The organism is Pseudonocardia sp., assembly GCF_050246655.1.
Classification (GTDB): Bacteria; Actinomycetota; Actinomycetes; order Mycobacteriales; family Pseudonocardiaceae; genus Pseudonocardia.
In genome coordinates this window covers 1-20,978 of record NZ_JBFWVQ010000075.1, presented here as the reverse complement: position 1 = coordinate 20,978, position 20,978 = coordinate 1, and the positions used below count along the sequence as shown (strand labels likewise).

18 protein-coding genes, 1 tRNA gene and 3 pseudogenes are annotated in these 20,978 nt (G+C 73.5%); 13 read left to right on the top strand and 9 right to left on the bottom strand.

The window, feature by feature from the left end:
- The first annotated feature begins 17 nt into the window (after window positions 1-17).
- The 7 genes from AB7J25_RS21125 to AB7J25_RS21095 all read left to right on the top strand — a co-directional run bounded on the left by AB7J25_RS21125 (window position 18) and on the right by AB7J25_RS21095 (window position 9,289).
- On the top strand, window positions 18-3,068 hold the full coding sequence (locus AB7J25_RS21125; RefSeq protein ID WP_428511323.1) for an ATP-binding protein: 3,051 nt from the start codon (window positions 18-20) through the stop codon (window positions 3,066-3,068).
- A 507-nt stretch (window positions 3,069-3,575) separates the two neighbouring features.
- A complete protein-coding gene (gene ispG / locus AB7J25_RS21120; protein WP_428511322.1) occupies window positions 3,576-4,718 on the top strand; it encodes a flavodoxin-dependent (E)-4-hydroxy-3-methylbut-2-enyl-diphosphate synthase in 1,143 nt (380 codons plus the stop codon).
- A gap of 21 nt (window positions 4,719-4,739) precedes the next feature.
- Window positions 4,740-5,573, top strand: coding sequence for a GNAT family N-acetyltransferase (locus AB7J25_RS21115; protein ID WP_428511321.1), 834 nt, complete (start codon window positions 4,740-4,742; stop codon window positions 5,571-5,573).
- Between the two features lie 128 nt (window positions 5,574-5,701).
- Window positions 5,702-7,450 (top strand): penicillin-binding transpeptidase domain-containing protein, encoded by a 1,749-nt coding sequence (locus AB7J25_RS21110; RefSeq protein ID WP_428511320.1) that lies wholly within the window; start codon window positions 5,702-5,704, stop codon window positions 7,448-7,450.
- 9 nt (window positions 7,451-7,459) lie between these two features.
- Entirely contained in the window at window positions 7,460-7,843 is a 384-nt protein-coding gene (locus AB7J25_RS21105; RefSeq protein WP_428511319.1) for a DUF3054 domain-containing protein, read from the top strand.
- A gap of 4 nt (window positions 7,844-7,847) precedes the next feature.
- Complete coding sequence (gene map / locus AB7J25_RS21100) at window positions 7,848-8,711, top strand: type I methionyl aminopeptidase (protein WP_428511318.1); 864 nt, start codon at window positions 7,848-7,850, stop codon at window positions 8,709-8,711.
- 11 nt (window positions 8,712-8,722) lie between these two features.
- Entirely contained in the window at window positions 8,723-9,289 is a 567-nt protein-coding gene (locus AB7J25_RS21095; protein WP_428511317.1) for a pyridoxamine 5'-phosphate oxidase family protein, read from the top strand.
- Window positions 9,290-9,678: 389 nt separating this feature from the next.
- Here the strand turns inward: AB7J25_RS21095 and AB7J25_RS21090 are convergent, their stop codons facing one another.
- On the bottom strand, window positions 9,679-9,876 hold the full coding sequence (locus AB7J25_RS21090) for a hypothetical protein (RefSeq protein WP_428511316.1): 198 nt from the start codon (window positions 9,874-9,876) through the stop codon (window positions 9,679-9,681).
- Between the two features lie 115 nt (window positions 9,877-9,991).
- Here AB7J25_RS21090 and AB7J25_RS21085 point away from each other — a divergent pair, with 115 nt between their 5' ends.
- Both AB7J25_RS21085 and AB7J25_RS21080 read left to right on the top strand, forming a co-directional pair.
- On the top strand, window positions 9,992-10,369 hold the full coding sequence (locus tag AB7J25_RS21085; RefSeq protein WP_428511315.1) for a cupin domain-containing protein: 378 nt from the start codon (window positions 9,992-9,994) through the stop codon (window positions 10,367-10,369).
- Between the two features lie 181 nt (window positions 10,370-10,550).
- A tRNA-Asn gene (locus AB7J25_RS21080) sits at window positions 10,551-10,623 on the top strand.
- Between the two features lie 94 nt (window positions 10,624-10,717).
- On the opposite strand, the gene AB7J25_RS21075 is transcribed toward AB7J25_RS21080, so the two are convergent.
- Entirely contained in the window at window positions 10,718-11,269 is a 552-nt protein-coding gene (locus AB7J25_RS21075) for a zinc finger domain-containing protein (protein ID WP_428511314.1), read from the bottom strand.
- Entirely contained in the window at window positions 11,259-11,537 is a 279-nt protein-coding gene (locus tag AB7J25_RS21070) for an ATP-binding protein (protein WP_428511313.1), read from the bottom strand. Before AB7J25_RS21070 ends, AB7J25_RS21075 begins: the two co-directional genes overlap by 11 nt.
- 229 nt (window positions 11,538-11,766) lie before the next feature.
- Here AB7J25_RS21070 and AB7J25_RS21065 point away from each other — a divergent pair, with 229 nt between their 5' ends.
- Window positions 11,767-11,919, top strand: a complete 153-nt coding sequence (locus tag AB7J25_RS21065; RefSeq protein WP_428511312.1) for a hypothetical protein — start codon at window positions 11,767-11,769, stop codon at window positions 11,917-11,919.
- Here AB7J25_RS21065 and AB7J25_RS21060 read toward each other — a convergent pair.
- Both AB7J25_RS21060 and AB7J25_RS21055 read right to left on the bottom strand, forming a co-directional pair.
- Window positions 11,848-11,994: pseudogene (locus AB7J25_RS21060) on the bottom strand (Mu transposase domain-containing protein); the annotation flags it as partial. The gene AB7J25_RS21065 and the pseudogene AB7J25_RS21060 sit on opposite strands and share 72 nt — an antisense overlap.
- A 64-nt stretch (window positions 11,995-12,058) precedes the next feature.
- The gene (locus AB7J25_RS21055) at window positions 12,059-12,532 is read right to left on the bottom strand and encodes a hypothetical protein (RefSeq protein WP_428511311.1); all 474 of its coding nucleotides are present in this window, start codon (window positions 12,530-12,532) and stop codon (window positions 12,059-12,061) included.
- Between the two features lie 401 nt (window positions 12,533-12,933).
- On the opposite strand from AB7J25_RS21055, the gene AB7J25_RS21050 reads away from it, so the two are divergent.
- Complete coding sequence (locus AB7J25_RS21050; protein WP_428511310.1) at window positions 12,934-15,234, top strand: arylsulfatase; 2,301 nt, start codon at window positions 12,934-12,936, stop codon at window positions 15,232-15,234.
- Here AB7J25_RS21050 and AB7J25_RS21045 read toward each other — a convergent pair.
- Complete coding sequence (locus AB7J25_RS21045) at window positions 15,212-15,763, bottom strand: SUMF1/EgtB/PvdO family nonheme iron enzyme (RefSeq protein ID WP_428511309.1); 552 nt, start codon at window positions 15,761-15,763, stop codon at window positions 15,212-15,214. The two genes, AB7J25_RS21050 and AB7J25_RS21045, sit on opposite strands and share 23 nt — an antisense overlap.
- Window positions 15,764-15,977: 214 nt before the next feature.
- Here AB7J25_RS21045 and AB7J25_RS21040 point away from each other — a divergent pair.
- Both AB7J25_RS21040 and AB7J25_RS21035 read left to right on the top strand, forming a co-directional pair.
- Window positions 15,978-16,590, top strand: a pseudogene (locus tag AB7J25_RS21040) (sensor histidine kinase); the annotation flags it as partial.
- A pseudogene (locus AB7J25_RS21035) lies at window positions 16,587-17,256 on the top strand (response regulator). The pseudogenes AB7J25_RS21040 and AB7J25_RS21035, both read left to right, overlap by 4 nt.
- 271 nt (window positions 17,257-17,527) lie before the next feature.
- Here AB7J25_RS21035 and AB7J25_RS21030 read toward each other — a convergent pair.
- From AB7J25_RS21030 to AB7J25_RS21020, 3 genes are all read right to left on the bottom strand, one after another.
- Window positions 17,528-18,325 carry an alpha/beta fold hydrolase gene (locus AB7J25_RS21030; RefSeq protein WP_428511308.1) on the bottom strand — a complete coding sequence of 266 codons (798 nt, stop codon included), beginning with the start codon at window positions 18,323-18,325 and terminating at the stop codon, window positions 17,528-17,530.
- Window positions 18,322-19,164, bottom strand: coding sequence for an alpha/beta fold hydrolase (locus AB7J25_RS21025; protein WP_428511307.1), 843 nt, complete (start codon window positions 19,162-19,164; stop codon window positions 18,322-18,324). Before AB7J25_RS21025 ends, AB7J25_RS21030 begins: the two co-directional genes overlap by 4 nt.
- 83 nt (window positions 19,165-19,247) lie before the next feature.
- The gene (locus AB7J25_RS21020; RefSeq protein WP_428511306.1) at window positions 19,248-20,822 is read right to left on the bottom strand and encodes an HD domain-containing phosphohydrolase; all 1,575 of its coding nucleotides are present in this window, start codon (window positions 20,820-20,822) and stop codon (window positions 19,248-19,250) included.
- Between the last annotated feature and the right edge of the window lie 156 nt (window positions 20,823-20,978).

Below are 20,978 nucleotides of genomic sequence, written 5' to 3'. Positions count from 1 at the left end.
TGTCCAGGATGGCGACCATGACGCTGGTCGGGCGCGAGCCGGTGCTCGCCGCCGCCCGCCCGCTCGCCGAGTCGGTGCTGGCCGGGTCCGGGCGGCTGCTGCTCCTCGCCGGTGAGGCCGGGATCGGCAAGACCGCCCTGCTGCACGAGCTCGCACGGGCCGTGCCGGGGGCGCGGGTGCTGTGGGGCACCTGCTGGGCGGGCGGCGGCGCGCCAGCCTACTGGCCGTGGACGCAGGTCCTGCGCGGGTTGGGGGACCCTGATGACCCCGACGGGCCCGACGGCACCGCGGCCCGGCTCCTCGGCTCCGGGCCTGCGGGGCCGGAGGCCGCCGGTACCGGTGCCGAAGCGGCCGACGCACGGTTCCGGCTGTTCGATGCGGTGGCCCGGCGGCTCCTGGCGTCCGGCGAGCCGGAGCCGCTCGTCGTCGTCCTCGACGACCTGCAGTGGGCCGACGAGCCGTCGCTGCGGCTGCTGGAGTTCGTGGCCCGGCAGCTGGCCACCATCCGCGTACTGGTCCTGGGCGCCTACCGCGATGACGAGGCCGGCCCGGCGGTGCGGGCGCTCGCCGGCGTCGGCCAGGTGCTGCCGCTGGGCGGGCTCTCGGCCGCGGACGTCGCCGCGCTCATGGTCGACGTGGCCGGGCCCGCCGCAGCGCCTCCCGATCCGCGGCTGGCCGAGCGGGTCCGGCGGGGATCGGCGGGCAACCCGTTCCTGGTCCGGGAGCTGACGCGACTGCTGCTCGCCCAGGGTGGCTGGGACGGCATCGACGGGGCGGCGCACCTGCCGGTCCCGGACACCGTCCGGGACACCCTGGAGCGCCGGATCGCCCGCCTCTCGCAGCCGTGCGCCTCGGTGCTCGCGGTGGCCGCGCTCGACGGGCCCGTGGTGCGCACCGCGCTCGTCGACGAGGTGGCCGCCCCGGCGGGGGGCTGCGCGGCGCTGCTGGACGAGGCCGTGCGGGCCCGGGTGCTGCAGGCCGACGCCGAGGGCCGCCACCGGTTCGTGCACGACCTGTTCCGGGAGGTCCTGGTGGCGGGCCTGCCCGCAGCACGCCGCCGGGAGCTGCACGCCGTGCTCGGCCGGGCGTTGCAGCACAGGCGCGACGCGGGCGGTGACGTCGGGGCGGCGGAGCTGGCCGCGCACTTCCTCGCCGCAGGCTGTGCCGAGGTCGCCGACGACGCCGTGAGCTACGCCGTGGCGGCCGCCCACGAGGCGACCGCCCGGCTCGGCCACGAGGAGGCCTGCCGCCACCTCACCCGGGCCATGGACGCGCTGGACCTGCTCGACCAGCCCGACCCGCGCCGACGGACGGCGCTGCTGCTGGAGCTCGCGGCCGCGCGCGACCGTAGCGGGGACACCGGCGGCGCCCGGGAGGCGTTCCGCACCGCCGCGGACCTCGCCCGCCGCGGCGCCGACCCGGCCGGGCTCGCCGGGGCGGCGATCGGGCTGCAGGGGCTCGGCAGCCGCTCCGGGACCAGCCGCAGCGAGGCGGTCGAGCTGCTGCGGGAGGCGGCGGCGGCCCTGCCGGCCGGGGCGGACCCGGCGCTGCGTGCCCGGGTGCTGGCCGGCTTGGCGCGCGCGCTGCGCCACGGCAGCTACGGGCCGCCCGCCGTCCCCGCGCAGGCGGCCGCCGAGGAGGCGGTGGCCCTCGCGCGGGAGGTCGGCGACCCGCGGGGTCTGGCGGACGCGCTGCTGGCACTGCACGACGCGCGGTGGCGGCCGGGCAGCGCGCGGCAGCGCCTGGCCGTCCTCGACCAGATGCACGAGGCGGCGCAGCGTGCCGGCGACCGCGACCTGGTCGCGCTGGCCGGGCAGCTGCGCGCCACCGCGCTGCTGGAGCTGGGCGATCCCGCGGCACCGGGGGAGCTGGCAGGCTACGCGGTGCGCGCCGACGAGCTCGGGCACGCGCGCGGCCGGTGGTTCGCCCTGACCCGGCGGGCCACCCTGGCGCTCGTCGCGGGGCGCATCGACGAGGCGGTCGAGCTCGCCCGTCGTGGCCTGGAGCTGGGGCGCGCGATCGGCCAGCCCGACGCCGCCGGGGCGTTCGGCACCCTCAACGCCTCGCTGGGGCTGCTCGGCCACCGGCCCGAGGGCCTCGGCCTGGGCAGCTTCGAGGCTGATCCGCTGCAGCCGCTGGTCCCGCTGCTGCACGCCTGGGTGCTGGCCTGCACCGGGCGCAGCGACGAGGCCGCCGCCGTGTTCGCCGGGTTCGCCACCGACCTGGTGCCCGACAAGCAGGACCTGGAGATGCTCGCGATCCTCGCGGCGACCGCGTCCGCCGTCGGGTCGCCCGCGCAGCGGGAGCAGGCCTACCGCAGGCTCGCGCCGCACGCCGGGACGCACGTCGTCGTCGGCGGGTGCGCGGCGTACAGCGGAGCGGTCGACCACCACCTCGGCAGGCTCGCCGCCGCGCTGGGCCGCCCCACGCACGCCGCGGACCATCTGCGGGCGGCCGTCGCGATGCACGAGCGGCTGGGCGCGCCCGCCTGGGCCGCCCTGTCCCGGGACGCGCTGGAGGCCGTGACCGGTGCCGGACCGGACGAGGGCAACGTGTTCCGCCCCGAGGGCACGGTCTGGACCCTCGCTTACGGCGGCGTGCGGGCGCACGTGCCGGACGTCAAGGGCCTGCACGACCTCGCGACGCTGCTGGCCACGCCCGGCCGGGACGTGCACGTGTTCACGCTGCTCGGCCGCGCGGAGCCGGCCACCGGCGCCGACCCGGTGCTCGACGAGGCCGCCCGCCGCGCCTACCGGGCCCGGCTGGCCGACCTGGACGCCGCCATCGAGCACGCCTCGTCCGCGGGGGAGCGGGCGCGGGCCGAGGACGAGCGCGACGCGCTGGTCCGCGAGCTGACCGCTGCCGCGGGCCTGGGCGGGCGGCCCCGACGCCTCGGCGACGAGACCGAGCGCGCCCGCAAGACCGTCACCGCCCGGATCCGCGACGCCCTGGGCCGCATCGGGCAGGAGCACCCCGCACTCGCCGCCCACCTGCGGGCGAGCGTGCGCACCGGGACGTCGTGCCGGTACGACCCGCCGGAGCCGGTGCGCTGGCGGCTGCGCGGTTGACGGCGGCCTCCGGGTGCGGGGCTGTGCACGGCAAGCCGCCGGGCCGGGCTTCGCAGGGGCCGGACGCGCTTTTGCAGGGGTTGGACGCGCTTCGCAGGGGCTGGATGCGCTTCACAGGGGCCTGGTGCGCTTCGCAGGGGCTGCGGCGTCTGCGGGGCGTGTGCGAGGTGTGCGAGGTGGATCCGGAGTCGGTGGGGGCCGGGCGGGCGGCCGCCCGGGGCCGCGCTCGCAGGGGCGGGACGCGCCTCGCAGGGGCGGGACGCGCCTCGCAGGGGCCGACGCGCTTCGCAGGGGCCGAGCCCCCGGTTCGCAGGGGCCGGACCCGCTTCGCAGGGGCCGGACCCGCTTCGCAGGGGCTGCGGCGTCTGCGGAGCGTGTCCAAGGTGTGCGAGGTCGATCCGGAACCCCTGCGGTCCGGCTGCTGCGCGACGGTCCCGGGCCCCGACCCGGGTGCTCCGCGCCACGGGTGGCGGCGCACCGCGCCGTTCGGCGGGGATACTGGAAGTTGTGACCGTCTCCCTCGGCATGCCCGCCCCGCCCGCCCCGACGCTCGCCGCCCGCCGGCCGACCCGCCAGCTGCAGGTCGGGCCGGTCGGCGTCGGCTCCGAGCACCCGATCTCGGTGCAGTCGATGACCACGACGCTCACCGCCGACGTCAACGCCACCCTCCAGCAGATCGCCGAGCTCACGGCGGCGGGCTGTGACATCGTCCGGGTCGCCTGTCCGAGCCAGGACGACGCCGACGCGCTGCCGGCGATCGCGCGGAAGTCGCAGATCCCGGTGATCGCCGACATCCACTTCCAGCCCAAGTACGTCTTCGCCGCGATCGACGCGGGCTGCGCGGCCGTCCGGGTCAACCCGGGCAACATCCGCAAGTTCGACGACCAGGTCAAGGAGATCGCCGCCGCCGCGAAGGACCGGGGCACCCCGATCCGGATCGGGGTGAACGCCGGGTCGCTGGACAAGCGGCTGCTCGCCAAGCACGGCAAGGCCACCCCGGAGGCGCTGGTCGAGTCGGCGCTGTGGGAGGCGGGTCTGTTCGCCGAGCACGACTTCCACGACGTGAAGATCTCGGTCAAGCACCACGACCCGGTCGTCATGGTGCGGGCCTACGAGCTGCTCGCCGAGGCCTGCGACTACCCGCTGCACCTCGGCGTCACCGAGGCCGGTCCCGCGTTCCAGGGGACGATCAAGTCGGCCGTCGCGTTCGGGGCGCTGCTCTCGAAGGGCATCGGGGACACGATCCGGGTGTCGCTGTCCGCGCCGCCGGTCGAGGAGGTCAAGGTCGGCGCGCAGATCCTGCAGTCGTTCAACCTGCGACCGCGCAAGCTCGAGATCGTCTCCTGCCCGTCCTGCGGCCGGGCGCAGGTCGACGTCTACCGGCTCGCGAACGAGGTCACCGCGGGGCTCACGGGCATGGAGGTTCCCCTGCGGGTGGCCGTCATGGGCTGCGTCGTGAACGGTCCCGGTGAGGCGCGTGAGGCCGATCTCGGGGTGGCGTCCGGCAACGGCAAGGGGCAGATCTTCGTGCGCGGCGAGGTGATCAAGACCGTGCCCGAGCACGCCATCGTCGAGACGCTCATCGAGGAGGCGATGAAGATCGCCGAGACGATGGAAGCGTCCGGCGAACCGGAGGTGACGGTCGGCTGACCCGTATGGCACCTTTGTCAGGTGCTGAGGGTCGGTGGCGCCCGGTTGCTCGACGACCGGGACCGGCGGGGCGTGCGCTCCATCCTGGAGGCCGATCCCGTCGCGGCGTGCATGGTCGCCGCGCGTGTGGAGGTCGCGGGGCTGGATCCCTGGCGGCTGGGCGGGGAGCTGTGGGCCGTCGGCGCCAGGCTGGACGGGCTGTGCTTCTCCGGCGCCAATCTCGTGCCGCTGCGCGGTGAGCGCTCCGCCCTGCGCTGTTTCGCCGACCGCGCGCGCCGGCACGGGCGCACCTGCTCCTCGGTGGTCGGCCGCGCCGAGCTGGTCCTGCCGATGTGGGAACAGCTCGCCGAGCACTGGGCCCCCGCCCGCGAGGTGCGCGCGGACCAGCCGCTGATGGTGCTCGCCGGCCCGCCCGCGGTGGCGCCGGACCCGTGGGTGCGCCAGGTGCGCATCGACGAGCTGGACCGCTACCTGCCCGCGGCCGTCGCGATGTTCACCGAGGAGGTCGGGGTCGACCCCCGGGCAGGGGACGGTGGCGCGGGCTACCGGGCCCGGGTCGCCGAGCTGGTCGCGGCGGGCCGCGCGTTCGCCCGGTTCGAGGACGGGCAGGTGGTGTTCAAGGCGGAGATCGGCGCGCTGTCCGCGCAGGTCGGCCAGATCCAGGGGGTGTGGGTGCACCCCGCGCGGCGCGGCCAGGGTCTCGGCACGATCGGCACCGCGGCACTCGTCGAGCCGCTCGCCCGGATGGGGCGGATCGCGAGCCTGTACGTCAACGCGTTCAACCATCCCGCCCGCGCCGCGTACGCGAAGGTCGGGTTCTCCCAGATCGCGAGCTTCGCGACCATTCTCTTCTGAGCACGGTTCCCCGTGCGTGGACAGCGCCGCGAGCACGCCCGGGCCGGCTGGTGAACCGTCCGCCGTCCCGCTGCGTTCTCCCGGGTGTGGCCCGACTCCGAACCGCCGGCGTGTTCGCCTGTGTGGCCGTGCTGCTGAGCACGCTCGCCGCCTGCGGCCTGCTCGGCGGTCCCGAGGATGCGGCCCGCGACTACGCGGAGGCCTGGGTCTCCGGTGATGACGCGGCGGCCGCCGCGCTCACCGACGATCCCGCGGCTGCGGGCGCCCTGCTCGCGGAGGTCCGCACCGCGCTCGCCCCGGCAGGGCTCACCGCCGAGGTCGGCCAGGTGCGCACGGCGGCGGACGTGCGCACCGCCACCGTCGACGTCCGGTGGGACCTCGGGCAGGGCCGCACCTGGGCCTACCCGGTGGACCTGGAGCTGGTCCCCGCGGACACCGACTCCGGCTGGACGGTGCGGTGGGCGCCCTCTGCCGTCCATCCGAAGCTCGCCGACGGGCAGCGGCTCGCCCTGCGCCCGGAGCCCGCCACGCCCGCACCGATCCTGGACCGCGGCGGGCTGCCGCTCATGGCACCCACGCAGGTGATCACGGTCCTGCTCGACAAGGCCGCCACGGCCACGGCCGCGGCGCCGCTGGGCCGGGCGCTGGGCCGGATCGACCCGGGCATCACCGCGGCGTCCATCACCGCGGGTGCGGCGGGCGTCCCGGACGGGCAGGCGTACACCGTCGCGGTCCTGCGCGAGCGCGACTACACCCTCGTCAAGGACGACATCTACGACCTGGCCGGCGTCCGGTTCGTCCGCTCCGAGCGCCTGCTCGCCCGCGACGCCGCGTTCGGCCGCCAGATCCTGCCGCCGGTGCGTACCGAGATGGCCGCGACGCTCGACGGCGTACCCGGCTGGTCGGTCGTCACCGTCGGGGCGGACGGCGCCGCGGTGGACGTACTCACCGAGGCGGAGCCCCGGCCCGGGGCGTCGGTCACCACGGGGATGAGCCTGGGCACCCAGATCGCCGCCGAGGACGCCGTCGCGACCGTGCCGCAGGCCGCGATGATCGTCGCTGTGCAGCCCTCGACCGGCCAGATCGTCGCCGTCGCCCAGAACGACGCCGCCGACGCCCAGGGCGCGGTGGCGCTCACCGGCCGCTACCCACCCGGCTCCACCTTCAAGATCGTGACCGCGGAGGCCGGGATCACCCAGGCCGGGCTCACCGAGGACGCGCCGGTCGCCTGCCCCGCGGGCGTCGTCGTCGACGGGCGCCCGGTGCCGAACAAGGGTGACTTCGACCTCGGCACCGTCCCGCTGCGGACGGCGTTCGCCCGTTCCTGCAACACCACGTTCGCGCAGCTCGGCGCTCGGCTCGCCCCCGACGGCCTGGCGGTGGCCGCGCGCAGCCTCGGCCTCGGCGCGGACTACGCCGTGCCCGGGCTGGTCACCGTCACCGGCTCGGTCCCGGAAGGCGCGACCGAGGTGCTGCGTGCCGAGAACGGCTTCGGCCAGGGCGAGGTCCTCGCCTCGCCGCTGGGCATGGCGCTGGTCGCGGCCACGGTCGCGCACGGGGCGACCGTCGTACCCCAGCTGATCACGGACCGGCCCACGCAGGTGCTCAGCGCCGCCACCACACCCGACACCGCGGCGCTCGCCCAGGTCCGCTCGATGATGCGCGCCGTCGTCACCGAGGGGACCGCGTCGCAGCTCGCCGCGCGCGGCGAGGTATACGGCAAGACCGGCACCGCGGAGTACGCCGCGGACGGCCGGGCCCACGGCTGGTTCGTCGGATACCGCGGCGATCTCGCGTTCGCCGTCCTCGTCGTCGACGGGGGCTCGTCCGAGGTGGCGGTCGGGGTGGCCGACCGGTTCCTGCGCGCGGCGGGCTAGCGTCGACCCGTGAACAGCAGGATCCCGGTGCTCGCCCTCGCCGCCGACGCGGTCGCCGTCGTGGTGTTCGCCGCGGTCGGGCGCAGCACCCACGCCGAGCCGGGCGACCTGCTCGGCCTGCTCACCGCCGCCGCCCCGTTCCTCGTCGCCGTGCTCGCCTCCCGGGCGTTCCCTCCGGTGCGCCTGGCGCCGACGAGCCTGCGGGCGGGCCTCGTCGTCGTGGGTGTCACCGCGGCGGGCGGGCTGCTGCTACGCGCTGCCGTCACCGGGCGCCTCCCGCTGACGTTCGTGCTCGTCGCCACGGCCAGCCTGGCGGTGCTCCTGCTCGGCTGGCGGGGACTCTCGGCCCTCGTCGCTCGTCGCGTCGCCCGTCACCGCGCCCGCCTACACTGAGCTGATGCCGTCCCGCACGCTGCTCACCAAGGGCCGGGTGTCGCCCACACGCCCGGTCCCGGCCCACATCCCGCGCCCCGAGTACGTCGGGAAGGCGCGCCCGGCCCCGAGCAGCGAGCCGTGGGTGCAGACGCCGGAGACGATCGAGGCGATGCGCGTGGCCGGGCGGATCGCTGCGGAGTCCCTCGCCGCGGGCGGCGCGGTCGTCGCGCCGGGCGTCACCACCGAGGAGATCGACCGCGTCGTCCACGAGTTCCTCTGCGACCACGACGCGTACCCGTCCACGCTCGGATACAAGGGCTACCCGAAGTCCTGCTGCACGAGCCTCAACGAGATCATCTGCCACGGCATCCCGGACACCACGGTGATCCAGGACGGCGACATCGTGAACATCGACGTGACGGCGTTCGTCGGCGGCGTGCACGGCGACACCAACGCCACGTTCCTCGCGGGCGACGTCGCCGACGAGGACCGGCTACTCGTGGAGCGCACCCGCGAGGCGCTCGCGCGGTCGATCAAGGCCGTGCGTCCCGGACGGCCGCTGAACGTCGTCGGCCGTGTCATCGAGTCCTACGCCCGCCGCTTCGGCTACGGCGTGGTGCGCGACTTCACCGGTCACGGCATCGGCCGCTCCTTCCACAGCGGTCTCGTCGTGCTGCACTACGACGAGCCGAACGTCGACACCGTCCTCGAGCCGGGCATGACCTTCACCATCGAGCCCATGATCACCGCCAGCGGCGTGGTGGACTACGACGTCTGGGACGACGACTGGACGGTCGTCACCAGGGACCGCGGGCGCACCGCCCAGTTCGAGCACACCGTCCTCGTCACGGCGGACGGGGTGGAGGTCCTCACCGCCACGCCGTAGCGTCGGAGGGCATGGCCAAGGTCTACGACGGGATCCACCCCGGGCTGGCGGAGTGGATCGCCCGCCAGCCCGTGTTCTTCGTGGCCACCGCCCCGCTGGACGCCGACGGGCTCGTGAACCTGTCCCCGAAGGGCACCATCGGCACGTTCCGCGTCGTGGACGAGCACACCTTCGCCTACCTCGACATCTTCGGCAGCGGCGTCGAGACGGTCGCCCACCTGCGCGAGAACGGCCGCATCTGCGTCATGTTCTGCGCGTTCGACGGGCGCCCGCAGATCGTCCGGCTGCACGGCACGGGGCGCCCGCTGCTCACCGGCGACCCCGGGTTCGCCGAGGCCCTCGACGGGTTCGGTGCTGCGGGGGAGGAGCGGCGGGCCTACGCGCGTGCGGTGATCGTCGTGGACGTCGCGCGGGTGGCCGACTCGTGCGGGTTCGCCGTGCCGAAGATGGAGCTGGTCGAGGAGCGGCCGACGCTGGACGCGGTGTGGCGCAGCCGGGACGCCGCTGCCGTGGAGCGCTACGCGGTGGAGCGCAACGCGACGAGCCTCGACGGGCTGCCGGGCCTCGTGGCGCCGTGACGGTGCAGACCGTCGGGGGGGTGACATCGTCGGGGGTGCACATCGTCGGGCGCGGTGCACATCGTCGGGTGCGATGCACATCGTCGGGTGCGGTGCACATCGTCGGGTGCGGTGCACATCGTTGGTGCAGCGTGCACACCGCGCACCATGTGCACGGCAGGGCGAACGTGTGCACGGCCGCGGACTCGGCGGCGCGGGTGCCGGACCCGACGACACCCGTGCCGACGCCCGGCCGACACCCGTGCCGACGCCCGACCGACGCCCGTGCCGACGCGGGCCGACCGCGCCGACGCCCGACCCGACGTGGGCGACGCGTGCCGATCCCGCCGGCGGGTGCCGATCCCGGACGCCCGTGCCGGATCCCGGCCTGCCCGGTGGGGGCGGGGTCGTCAGCCGCGGCCGTTGGACTCCGCGTGCCGGCCCGTGACCTTCTCCTCCACCCGCGCGCGCACCACTCCCGCCGCGCCCTGCACTGCCGGGTGGTCCGCGACCCGCTCGTAGGTGCGCAGTAGCTGCTCGTACCGCTCGCGGCCCGCGCGCGCGCCGAGCACGTAACCCACCGCCGCGCCCAACAGGAACTTCAGCATGTCTCTCCCCGAGTTCGGTGTGCGCGCCATCCTGCCTCAGCCGGCCCTTGCCCACCGGCGTTCCCCCGGCGAAGAGTGGAGCCTCCCCGTCCGCCGCCGGAAGAGGTGACCATCAGTGACCCCTGCACTGCGCCCCGTCGACATCACCGCGATCGACACCACCACGCAGGAGTGGGTGCCCTTCCCCATCCCCGCCATCGGCGTCGAGCTCACGGCCATGCCGCTGATGGACGACCCGGACACCGGCATGCGGGTCCTGAAGATCATCTATCGAGCAGGTTTCACCAACCCGTGGCACACCCACCCGTGCGCCCACGGCGTCTACGTCCTCGAGGGCACGCTCACGACGCACCAGGGCTCCCACCCGGCCGGGAGCTTCGTCTGGTTCCCCGAAGGCGGCACCATGCACCACGGCGCGTCGGAGGAGGGCGACTGCACGATCCTCTTCATCACGAACAAGCCGTTCGACATCCACTATGTCGACCAGGAGTGACGGTCGACCAGGAATGGCGATCGACCAGGAATGGCGATCGACCAGGAGTGACGACGCCACCACCGACGGTTGCACGCGGCCGGCCGCGGCGAAGGGGGCCGCCCGCCGCGACCGGCGGCGGCTCCGCTATCGTTGACGTCGCCGGTGCGGGACCGACAGCACGCCGATTCCCGCGCCACGGTCCTCCGTAGCTCAATTGGCAGAGCATGCGACTGTTAATCGCAGGGTTACTGGTTCGAGTCCAGTCGGAGGAGCTCCAACCCGGGCCTGACCTGGGGGTTTGGGTGGTTCAAGGTCGTGGAACCGAGATCAAAGCACCGCTTTCCGGCCCCTTTACCGGTGCCTGGCTCAGGGTGTTTCGCGGTCTGCGCAGGCGAGGTGTGGCCGGGGGAGGCCGCTGACCAGGCCTTCTGCTTCGAGGATGTCGCTGGCGGAGCCTCCGGCCAATTGGCAGTCAGCCTGTCCGGATTCTCGTTGGGTGGAACTGAGTAGGAGTACCGGGCATCGGTCGCGCAGTGGTGATGACGCTGGCTGGAAGTTCCCAGAGTTGCTAGAGCATCTTCCCCAGGTGTGGCGGGCAGCTTGGCGATCGTGTCGGCGCAGCGGTATGACCGAGTCGCCGACGGCGGGAAGGGTTGGGCGGGCGGCTTGCGGGGTGGTGAGCAGGGCGACGATGGTGATCGTTTCGCCGCAGTGGGGGCAGGGGCGGGTGGCGGCGCGCTCGGGTCCGGGTGGCGGGTCGGTGGCCGGGGTGGTGGTCGGGGGTGGCTGCTCGGCGAGGCGGCGTTGGTGGGCGGTCTTGCGGCAGCGGTCGGAGTAGTAGGTGTGTCGGCGGGAGAGCGGGGTGAAGGTGTGCCAGCAGATCGGGCAGGCGCGGTCGGCGCGCTGTTCAGCTGACAAGGGCGTTCACCCCGGCGCGCAGGTTGTCGACGGTGTGCTGGTGGGCGCGCAGTCGGTAGGAGGGGCCGTCGATGCCGACGACGGCGGCGCGGTGCAGCAGTCGGTCGAGCATGGCGGCGACGGTGGCGTCGCCGAACGCGGAGGCCCAGTCGGCGATGCTGACGTTGGTGGTCAGGATCGTGCTGGACGCCTTGAGCTGCTGAAACCGGCGGGCCTCGCTCATCGCGGGTGCGGTGTCGATCCTGGTGTCGGCTCTCGGATCGGGCATGGTCACTCCTTGCTGGTCGAGGTGGGGCGGGTGCGCCCGACAGCTGGGCCGCGGTCGCGGCGTAGGTGGACCTGTCGATCACGACCCGGGCGGCCGGGTCGGGAACTGCGGTTCCGCGCAACCGGTCGGCTTCGGCCAGCGCGGCCGCCGAGGGTGGTCGGCGGGTCTTGTGCCGGCACGGGGCTTGGTCGGTGAATGCGGTCAGGACGGCGCGCTCGAGCGCGATGACGTGACCGGTGTCGCGCAGGATCTGCCCGGCGCCGTCCGGCGCGCGCCGGTGCGCGGCGATGACCGCCCCGTCCGGGGTGGCGATATGGATCAGGTCCGCGCCGAGCCGATGACGGACGCTGACCTGGATGCGCCCCAGACCGGGCGGCACTGAGTAGGAGTTGCCACGGAACGCGACCAGGCCCTGCGGGGTCAGCGTGCGGGCGACGACCAGCTCGGCGGGGAACACCGCGCGCGGCGCCGGGCGCAGACCCTCGCTGGCGGCGAGCGCGCTGACCGTGGTCGCAGCGCCGTCACGGCGACGAACCCGTGCCGATCGAGCCGCGCGCAGAGCTGGTCCAGCCCGTCCTGCGCGGCCGCCACGGTGACGTCGTCGAGGGTGCGCCACCAGCGCTGCGCAGCAGCGTGGTTGGCCTTCTCGACCACGCCCTAGCGGTTGCCGCGCCGAGGCGGGCAGATGTCGATCCCGACCCGTAGTGCTTGGCCACCGCCGCGAACGCCGGCGTGACTCGGCCCGACGCCGGGAAGCACACCGTGGCCATCCGGTCGAACCGCCACCGACGGGTCACCCCGTCGAGCCGGTCGACCACCCCTGCGATGGCCTCGACCAGGTGCGGAAAGTCCTCGGCCTCGGCCAGCACCCCGCGCCTGCGCCCGGAGTGGGCCAGCGCGCCGACCAGCAGATGCGCCTGCCGCCCCGGCCCGTGACCCGCCGCGGCGGTGCCGCCCAACCACCAGCAGCGCCTGCCCCACGTCGATCCCAGCACACCGGTCGATCAACCTGCGCATCTCGCACGTCCCCCGTCGGTCACCGCACAGATGTGCGCCTGCAAGGGGACGACCAGAGTCAGGCGAATCTGCTCCACATGCTCGAAGGCAACAGTCCAGGGTGCCGAGTCGCCCCCGCGACCAGACTTCAGAACGGGCTCGCTGGCACCATGGGGCGGCCGGCGTCGTCGCGAGCGCACCCCGAGATTTCATCCGCCCACGGGTGAGCCGGAGGATCATGGCGACTTCAGGGATGACTGTGACTGACCGTGAGGTGATGTTCACCCCGTCCAGGTGGGCCGTCGCGTCCGATCGGCCTCCTAGCGTGCGTTGTCGACGGCGTGTCGTCAGGGCGACGACGGTGCGCGCCGGCCGGTCGAGGCCTGTCGAGGAGCCGCTGATGAGTCCGCAGGAAGTGCTGCCGTTCGCACCGACGCCGTCCGCGAGCATCGCGGGACGGACGATGCAGGACTCGGTCTATACGCAGCGGGTCCGGCCGCGGCGGCTGCCCGACAGCGCACCGAACATCCTCATCGTGCTCATCGACGACGCCGGTCCGGGCCTGCCGAGCACCTATGGCGGCGAGGTGCGCACGGACACGCTGACCCGGATCCGCGACGAGGGCATCAGCTACAACCGGTTCCACACCACCGCGATGTGCTCGCCCACGCGCGCGTCCCTGCTGACCGGCCGCAACCACCATCGCATCGGCAACGGTCAGATCGCGGAGCTGGCCAACGACTGGGACGGGTACGCGGGCGAAATCCCGAAGAGCAGCGCTCTCGGCGCGGAGGTGCTCAAGGACTACGGGTACGCGACCGCGGCGTTCGGCAAGTGGCACAACACCCCTGCCGTCGAGACGACGGCGGCCGGGCCGTTCCACAACTGGCCGGTCAACGTCGGCTTCGAGTACTTCTATGGTTTCCTCGCGGGGGAGGCGTCGCAGTACGAGCCGAACCTCGTGCGCAACACCACGATCGTCCTGCCGCCCAAGACTCCCGCGCAGGGCTACCACCTCAGCGAGGACCTCGCCGACGACGCGATCGGCTGGCTGCGCAGGCATCACGCCTTCGAGCCCGACCGGCCGTTCTTCCTCTACTGGGCGACCGGCTGCCTGCACGGTCCGCACCACGTGATGAAGGAGTGGGCCGACCGGTACGCGGGCAAATTCGACGACGGATGGGACGCCTACCGGGAGCGGGTCTTCCACCGCGCGAAGGAGATGGGCTGGATCCCCCCGGAGACGCAGCTGACCCCCCGCGACCCGAACATGACGGCGTGGGAGGACGTCCCGGAGGAGGAGCGGCCGTTCCAGCGCAGGCTCATGGAGGTGGCCGCGGGGTTCGCCGAGCACGCCGACGTGCAGGCCGGTCGGCTGGTCGACGAGCTCGACCGGCTGGGCTACGCCGACAACACCCTGGTGTTCTACATCTGGGGTGACAACGGCTCCTCGGGCGAGGGCATCGACGGCACGATCAGCGAGTTGCTGGCCCAGAACGGCATCCCGACCACGGTCGCGATGCACATCAAGGCCCTCGACGAGATCGGGGGCCTCGACGTCCTCGGCTCTCCGAAGGTCGACAACCAGTACCACGCCGCGTGGGCGTGGGCCGGCAGCACGCCGTACAAGGGGATGAAGCTGCTCGCGTCGCACCTGGGCGGGACGCGCAACCCGATGGCGGTCCGCTGGCCGGCGAGGATCACGCCCGACTCGACGCCGCGGACCCAGTTCCACCACTGCAACGACGTCGTGCCCACGATCTACGACGTCCTCGGCATCACGCCGCCGCGGGTGGTCAACGGCGTCCCGCAGGACCCGATCGACGGCGTCAGCTTCGCGTACACCTTCGACCAGCCCGACGCCCCCGGCCGGCTGCGGACGCAGTACTTCGAGATCATGGGCAGCCGTGCCATCTACCACGACGGGTGGATGGCCTCGGCCTTCGGCCCCCGCACCCCCTGGGTCGCCGGCCGGCCGCCCGGCATCGACGACTGGACGCCCGACCACGACACGTGGGAGCTGTACCACCTCGACGAGGACTGGTCGCAGGCCCACGACCTGGCTGCCGAGATGCCGGAGAAGCTCGCGCAGCTCAAGGAGACCTTCGCGATCGAGGCGGCGAAGAACAGCGTCTACCCGGTCGGCGGCGGGCTCTACGTCCTGCTGCACCCCGATCTGCGGATCTCCACTCCGTACCGGGAGTGGAACTTCACCGGCGACATCATCCGCATGCCGGAGTTCTGCGCGCCCGCCCTCGGGAACCGGGCCAACATCGTCACGATCAACGCGGACCTCCCCGCGGACGCCAACGGCGTCCTCTACGCCCTGGGCGGGGCCGGTGGCGGCCTCACCTGCTACGTCGAGGACGGCGTGCTCTGCTACGAGTACAACCTGTTCATCGTCATGCGGACGAAGATCCGGGCCGCGCGCAAGCTCCCGGCCGGCCCGGCGAAGATCAGGATCGAGACGGTGTACGCGGAGCCGAAGCCCGGTGGACCGCTCGACGTCACGATGTCGGTGGACGGGAGCGAACTCGCGTCCGGCCGGGTGCCGGTCAGCGCTCCGCTGCTGTTCTCCGCGAACGACTGTCTCGACATCGGCGTCTGCCACGGTGGCTCGGTCTCGCTCGACTACTACGACAGGGCGCCGTTCCCGTTCGACGGCACGATCCACAACGTCAACGTCCGTTACCTGTCCTGACCGGGGCGACGCCGCTCGTCGTCAGGCGGAACCCGGTGCTGCCGGCGCTGTCGGGGGTGTTGGCCGACCGCGCGGCGCAGCGGTAGCGCCAGCAGTAGGACTCGTGGCACAGGTAGGAGCCGCCGCGCATCGTCCGCTGGCCCGGGCGGCCGGGGCCGAACCGGTCCGCGCACCACTCCCACACGTTGCCGGTCATGTTGTGCAGCCCGTGGCCGTTGGGTGCGAACGCGTCGACCGGTGCGGTGCCGGCATAGCCGTCCTCGCCGGTGTCGTGTCCGGGGAATCGGCTCTGGAAGACGTTCATCCGGTGCTCACCGCCGGGGGTGAGCTTGTCGCCCCACGGGTAGCGGGCGCCGTCCGCGCCGCCGCGGGCGGCGTACTCCCATTCGGTCTCGGTGGGCAGCCGGCCGCCGGCCCACCGGCAGTACTCGCGGGCGTCCAGCCACGACACGTGGACGACGGGGTGGGTGCCGCGTCCGCGGAGGTGCGAGTGCGGGCCCTCGGGCCGTTGCCAGGTGGCGCCGTGCACCTGCCGCCACCAGGGTGCCCCGACAACGGCGCGAGTCGGGGGAAGTCGTCGGGCAGGAGGCCGGCGAAGACGAACGACCAGCCGTCACGAACGCTGCCGGTCTCGCTGCGGAAGGGGTGATCTCCCGCCTCCGATCAGCCGCCCCGGTGCGGGGGAATGCCGGACAGCAGTCGGCGCCGGCATGACGACGAAGCGGGGTCATCGTTCGGACTATTCGAGCATGGCCCCGGGGCTGCACCTCACGGATGAGGACCGGGCGGAGCTGACGGCAACTATCGAGGAGTCGACCGACCGGCTCGCCCGGGTGGTCGACAACCTGCTCGACTCGTCCCGCCTCGTCACCGGTGCCGTCGTGCCCGAGCTGCGCCCGGTCGGCTACGACGACGTCGCCCCGCTCGCCCTGACCGGGCTCGATCCCGGGCTCCGCGCCACCGATCGCATTCATGTCGACATCGACAAGCAGCTGCCCGAGGTCCTCGCCGATCCCGGGCTGCTCGAACGCGTCCTCGCCAACCTCCTCGACAACGCCCTGCGGCATGCCGCAGGCCGACGTCGCTCTGCGCGCGAGCGCGCATGCCAACGCCGTGGAGCTGCGGGTGGTCGACAACGGTCCCAGCGTCCCCGCCGACCGCGCGGAGAAGATGTTCGCGCCGTTCCAGCGGCTCGGCGACCGCCATTCCGGCGGCCTCGGCCCCGGTCTGTCAGTCGCCGGCGGCTTCACCGAGGCCATGGGCGGCACCCTCGCCGCCGAGGACACACCCGGCGGCGGCCTCACCATGGTCGTGCGCCTTCCTGCTGCCGCAGTGCCTGCGGAGGCCCGGCCATGACCGGGGTCCTGCTCGTCGACGACGACGTGCAGCTGCTCCGCGCGCTGCGCATCACCCTTTCCGTCCGCGGCCACGACGTCCACACCGCCTGCGACGGCAAGGCCACGTCGCCGCGCACCATCGTCCGGACGTCATCGTCCTCGATCTCGGCCTGCCCGACATCGATCGCGCCCGACGTCATCCCGCAGCTGCGCACCTTCACCGGTGCACCGATTAGCGTGCTCTCCGCCCGGACCGACTCGTCCGACAAGGTTCACGCCTCGACCGCGGTGCCGACGACTACGTCACCAAACCCTTCGGCGTGGACGAGCTGACGGCTCGTCTCCGCGCCGCCGTCCGTCGTGCCACGGCCGGGAACGACGTCGAGGAGGTACGGGTCGTCGCCGACGACCTCACCATCGCCCTCACCGCCAAGACGGTCCAGAGATGTGCACGGGAAGTCCACTCACACCCACCGAATGGGAGGTCCGCGAAATCCTGGTCCGCCACCGCGGCAAGCTGGTCACCCGCGGCCAGCTCCTGGAACGCACATGGGGCACCGGTGAGCGCAAGGAGGCCAGCTATCTGGGTCTACCTCGCCCAGCTCCGCCGCAAGCTCGGACACGACCCCGCCGGCCCCGCCATCTCATCACTGAAGCCGGCATGGGCTACCGATTCCGCGAGTGAGCGAAATGGGAATCCTCTTGGGGGCTCCGCAGCATGATCTGCTGGCCCACTCGGCGGGCATAGGGTTTTGCCGTGTCCAAGCTCGGCGCCGCTGAAGCGCATCGTCGTCGAACAGCCGCAGCGCAGCGACCGCCTCATCCACCCGATGCCGCTGCGCGGGCTCGCGGATCGACAGCTTCTCCAGCCGCTGATCCCGGCGGATCCGCTCGAACAACTCCACCCGCCTCCCGCCACGCCCGACCTCCGCGCCGACCGACACATGGCGGCGGTGTCAGGAAGCGTTGAACGCCCGGACGAGCCTGGTGACCATCTCGGGGTCGGTCTTGTGGGCGAAGTGCCCGTGACCGTGGAGCACGTGGATGCGTGCGTCGGGGATCGCTGCTGCCGCCCGTTCGGTGGCCTGCGCTACGGCGGGCACGCTGGCCGACCCGGCCAGCATCAGCGTCGGAGCCGTGATGGTGTCGAACTGGCCCGGTCGGTATGCCCAGTCCTGCTCGGTCCGGCATTCCCGGGGGATGGTCGCCGCCGCTGCCAACCGGACCGGCCACAGCGGGTCGGCGCGCAGGGCGTCGACCTCCTCGCCGGTCATTTCCAGGATCTCGACCAGCACGGCGACGATCGCGGCGTCGTGGTCGCCGCGGGCGAGGGCGGCCTCGATGCGTTCGATCGAGCCGGGCGGGTAGGGCAGACCGAGGCTCGGCTCGTAGAGGATCAGATGGCTGATGTTGCGGGTACGGGCGGCGCCGCCCATCGCGCAGTTGGCGCCGTAGGAATGCCCCCAGAGCGTGACCGGTCGGCCGGTACGGGCGGCCACGGCGTCCACCACGGCGGCGACGTCGGCGAAGTCGACGTCGATCGTGTAGTCCTCGACGTCCGGGGTGGCGCCGAAGCCGCGACGGTCCATGGCGTAGGTGGTGAGGTGCTCGCGGAGCACCCCGACGAACGGGGCGAACGTGGTGTGGTCGGCGATCGAGCCGTGGACCATCACCATCGCCGGACCGCGGCCCTCGACCCATGCTGCGATCGGGGTCCCGTCAACCGCGGCGATGTCCAGCCGCGTGGCGCTCATCTCGCCTCCTCCGGAGTGGCCGGGGTGAGCTGCTCGTGGAAGGCGAGCAGGGTGGCGGCCCATCGCTCGGTGTGCGTGACGTGGGGGACGTGCCCTGCTCCGGCGATGGCTTCGACGCGTGCCGCGGGAACCAGGCGGCTCAGCTCGGCGATGACGGCGCCGTACCACTCGGGGCCCTCGGTGCCGCAGGTGAGCATCAGCGGCACGGCAGCGGCGGCCAGCGCGGCGGTGTCGATCGAGCGCGAGGTGGGGTCGCGCTGCTCGTCGAGAAAGGTGGGGGCGTTGCCCTCCAGGGTGGCCTGCCAGGGTTCGGGGAACCGGGCCCAGGTGCCCGGTCCGACCGCCACGTGGTCGATGAACTGTTCGGCCGCCCGTCGGTGCTCGCCCGCGTCGATCAGGGCCAGGACCGAGGCGATCTCCTGCTCGACTGCCGCGATCGCCCCGGCAGTGGCCGGATCGGTTGTGCCGTCGAGCAGGTCGAGCAGCGGCGGTTCGTGTGCGACGGCGCTGGCGGCCAGATCGGGTCGGCGGGCCACCAGGGTCAGCACCACGACCGACCCGTACGAGCTGCCCACCAGGTGGACGGGTCCGCCGAGGTGCTCGACGAGGGCGGCGAGATCGGCCGCGTCCTCGTCGCGGCTGCCCGGTCCGGGACCGGTGCGGCTGCGCGAGTGGCCGCGGCGGTCCCAGGTCACGACCTCGAAACGCTCGCCGAGCGCGCCGACGGCCGGGGCCCACCCGGATCCGTCGGTCCACGATCCGTGGGTCAGCACGAGACGCTCGCCGGTGCCGGTGGTCTCGTAGTAGAGGTCGACGCCGTTCAGCTCGGCGATGGGCATGGTCGCTCCTGTCGCAGCCGGGAGGACACCATGTCGAACTCGACCGGCCGCGCGCATCGGGCGTTCACCCGATCACGGTCGGGTCAGCCGATCAGGTCGTGCTGCATCGCGAACAAGGTGGCCGCGGCGCGGGAACGCACGCCGGCCTTGAGGTAGATGTGCTCGATGTGGGCGCCGACGGTCTTGACGGAGATGCCCAGCGTCTCGGCGATCCGGCGGTTGGTCCCGCCTCGGGCGAGCAGCCCCAGCACGTCGACCTCCCGTTCGGTGAGCCCGGCCGGCCGCGCGACGTCGGCCACCGGGGCGGTGACGCCGGCCGCGCCGAGGACCGCGCCGACGTCGCCCCGGTCCAGCGTGCCCTCGCCGGCGAGGCCCGCCAGGTCTCCCGCCACGTCGACAGCCATGTTGACTGCCACGTCGACTGCCACGTCGACTGCCACGTCGACAATGCCGCGCGCGGCACGTTCCGCCGCCATCTCGTCGTACAGCACCGTGCAGGCCAACAGCCCGGAGACCCGGCCGAGATCCCCGGTCAGCCCGGATGGGTACCCACGACCGTCGCGGCGTTCGTGGTGCTGCCCGGCGACGACCGCCACCTGCTCCAGGCCGGAGCAGCGCGCCAGCACCCGTGCGGTCCAGTGCGGATGCAGCCGGACCTGCTCCCACGCCGCGCTGCCCGGTCGTGGACGGGCGCGCCAGACACCGATCGGCACCGCGACCACGCCGAGGTCGTGCACGAGCGCCGCCCGTGCCAGCGTCTCGGCGTCGGCGGTACCGAGGCCGGCGATCCGGCCGGCCGCGGACGCGAGACGCGCAACCCGCCGGGCGTAGCCGGTGCGCTCGGGCATCTTCAGATCCGCGTAGTCACCCAGGGCGCCCAGCGCGCGCAACAGTTCCGCGCCCGCCACGTGCGCCCACGGCGAGGGTTCACCGGCCAGCACGACCTCCCACAGGTCGTCTCGGCAGTCCCGCAGCTGCTGCGTTCCGATCTCCAGCGCGGTATCCACCACGGCAGGGTCGTAGGCGTGGCCGCGCCGTCGCTGCAGGACCTGGCGGACCGCGTCGTCGCCAGTCTCCCGCGCCCACAACTCGAGATCGCGGGCGACGATCGACACCCGGACCGACATCGGGATGCTCTCCCCGGCGACGCCGGCAGGCACTCCCCGCCCGTCCCATCGGGCGTAGGCCACGCCGAGCGCGTCCGCCACCCCCTTCGGCAGCGACATCTCGGTGGCCAGGCGAGATCCCACCTCGCAGTGCGCCTGGAGCAACCGCTCGCCGCCCTTCGAGTCGGCCAGCACGCGCGCGAGCACCCGCAGCCGTTGCGGCAACGGCTGCCCCGCCGCGACGAGACCGACCATCCGCGCGATCTCCTCCCGCGGCGAGCCCATCGCCACCGGCGCCATGGCCGCCAGGAACCGGATCTCGTCACCGCCGGCCATCGCGGCGAGCTCGTGGGCGTCGGCGGTGCAACCCAGGAACCGCAGCAGCGAGACGTAGAACACCTCGCTGCACACGTTCGCGTCGAGACCGAGACCTTCGGCGAGCCGCATCGCGACCAGGCACGTCCGCAGCCCGTGCTCGGACGGCTGGCCCGTCCCCAGATCGGTGAACAGCGAGGTCGCGGCACACAACTCGGCCAGCCGCACGCGCTCCACGACCGAACCGTAGCCACCCCGGTGCGGCGATCAACACCGAGTTCGCTACCGCTGCCCCGCAGGTCACGACCGCCTGTCGCAGGCGGCCGCCGATGCAGGGCCGCGAGCCCGCCCGGGGATTGCGCTTGAGGCCCCCCGCCAGGGCGAGTTGGCCCA

Bases quoted from the DNA above. Each gene is read 5' to 3' on its own strand.
- AB7J25_RS21070 (WP_428511313.1), bottom strand. From the start codon at position 11,537: ATGCCCGATCCGAGAGCCGACACCAGGATCGACACCGCACCCGCGATG.
- AB7J25_RS21050 (WP_428511310.1), top strand. From the start codon at position 12,934: ATGAGTCCGCAGGAAGTGCTGCCGTTCGCACCGACGCCGTCCGCGAGC.
- AB7J25_RS21030 (WP_428511308.1), bottom strand. From the start codon at position 18,325: ATGAGCGCCACGCGGCTGGACATCGCCGCGGTTGACGGGACCCCGATC.
- map (WP_428511318.1), top strand. From the start codon at position 7,848: ATGCCGTCCCGCACGCTGCTCACCAAGGGCCGGGTGTCGCCCACACGC.
- AB7J25_RS21025 (WP_428511307.1), bottom strand. From the start codon at position 19,164: ATGCCCATCGCCGAGCTGAACGGCGTCGACCTCTACTACGAGACCACC.
- AB7J25_RS21125 (WP_428511323.1), top strand. From the start codon at position 18: ATGACGCTGGTCGGGCGCGAGCCGGTGCTCGCCGCCGCCCGCCCGCTC.
- AB7J25_RS21090 (WP_428511316.1), bottom strand. From the start codon at position 9,876: ATGCTGAAGTTCCTGTTGGGCGCGGCGGTGGGTTACGTGCTCGGCGCG.
- AB7J25_RS21095 (WP_428511317.1), top strand. From the start codon at position 8,723: ATGGCCAAGGTCTACGACGGGATCCACCCCGGGCTGGCGGAGTGGATC.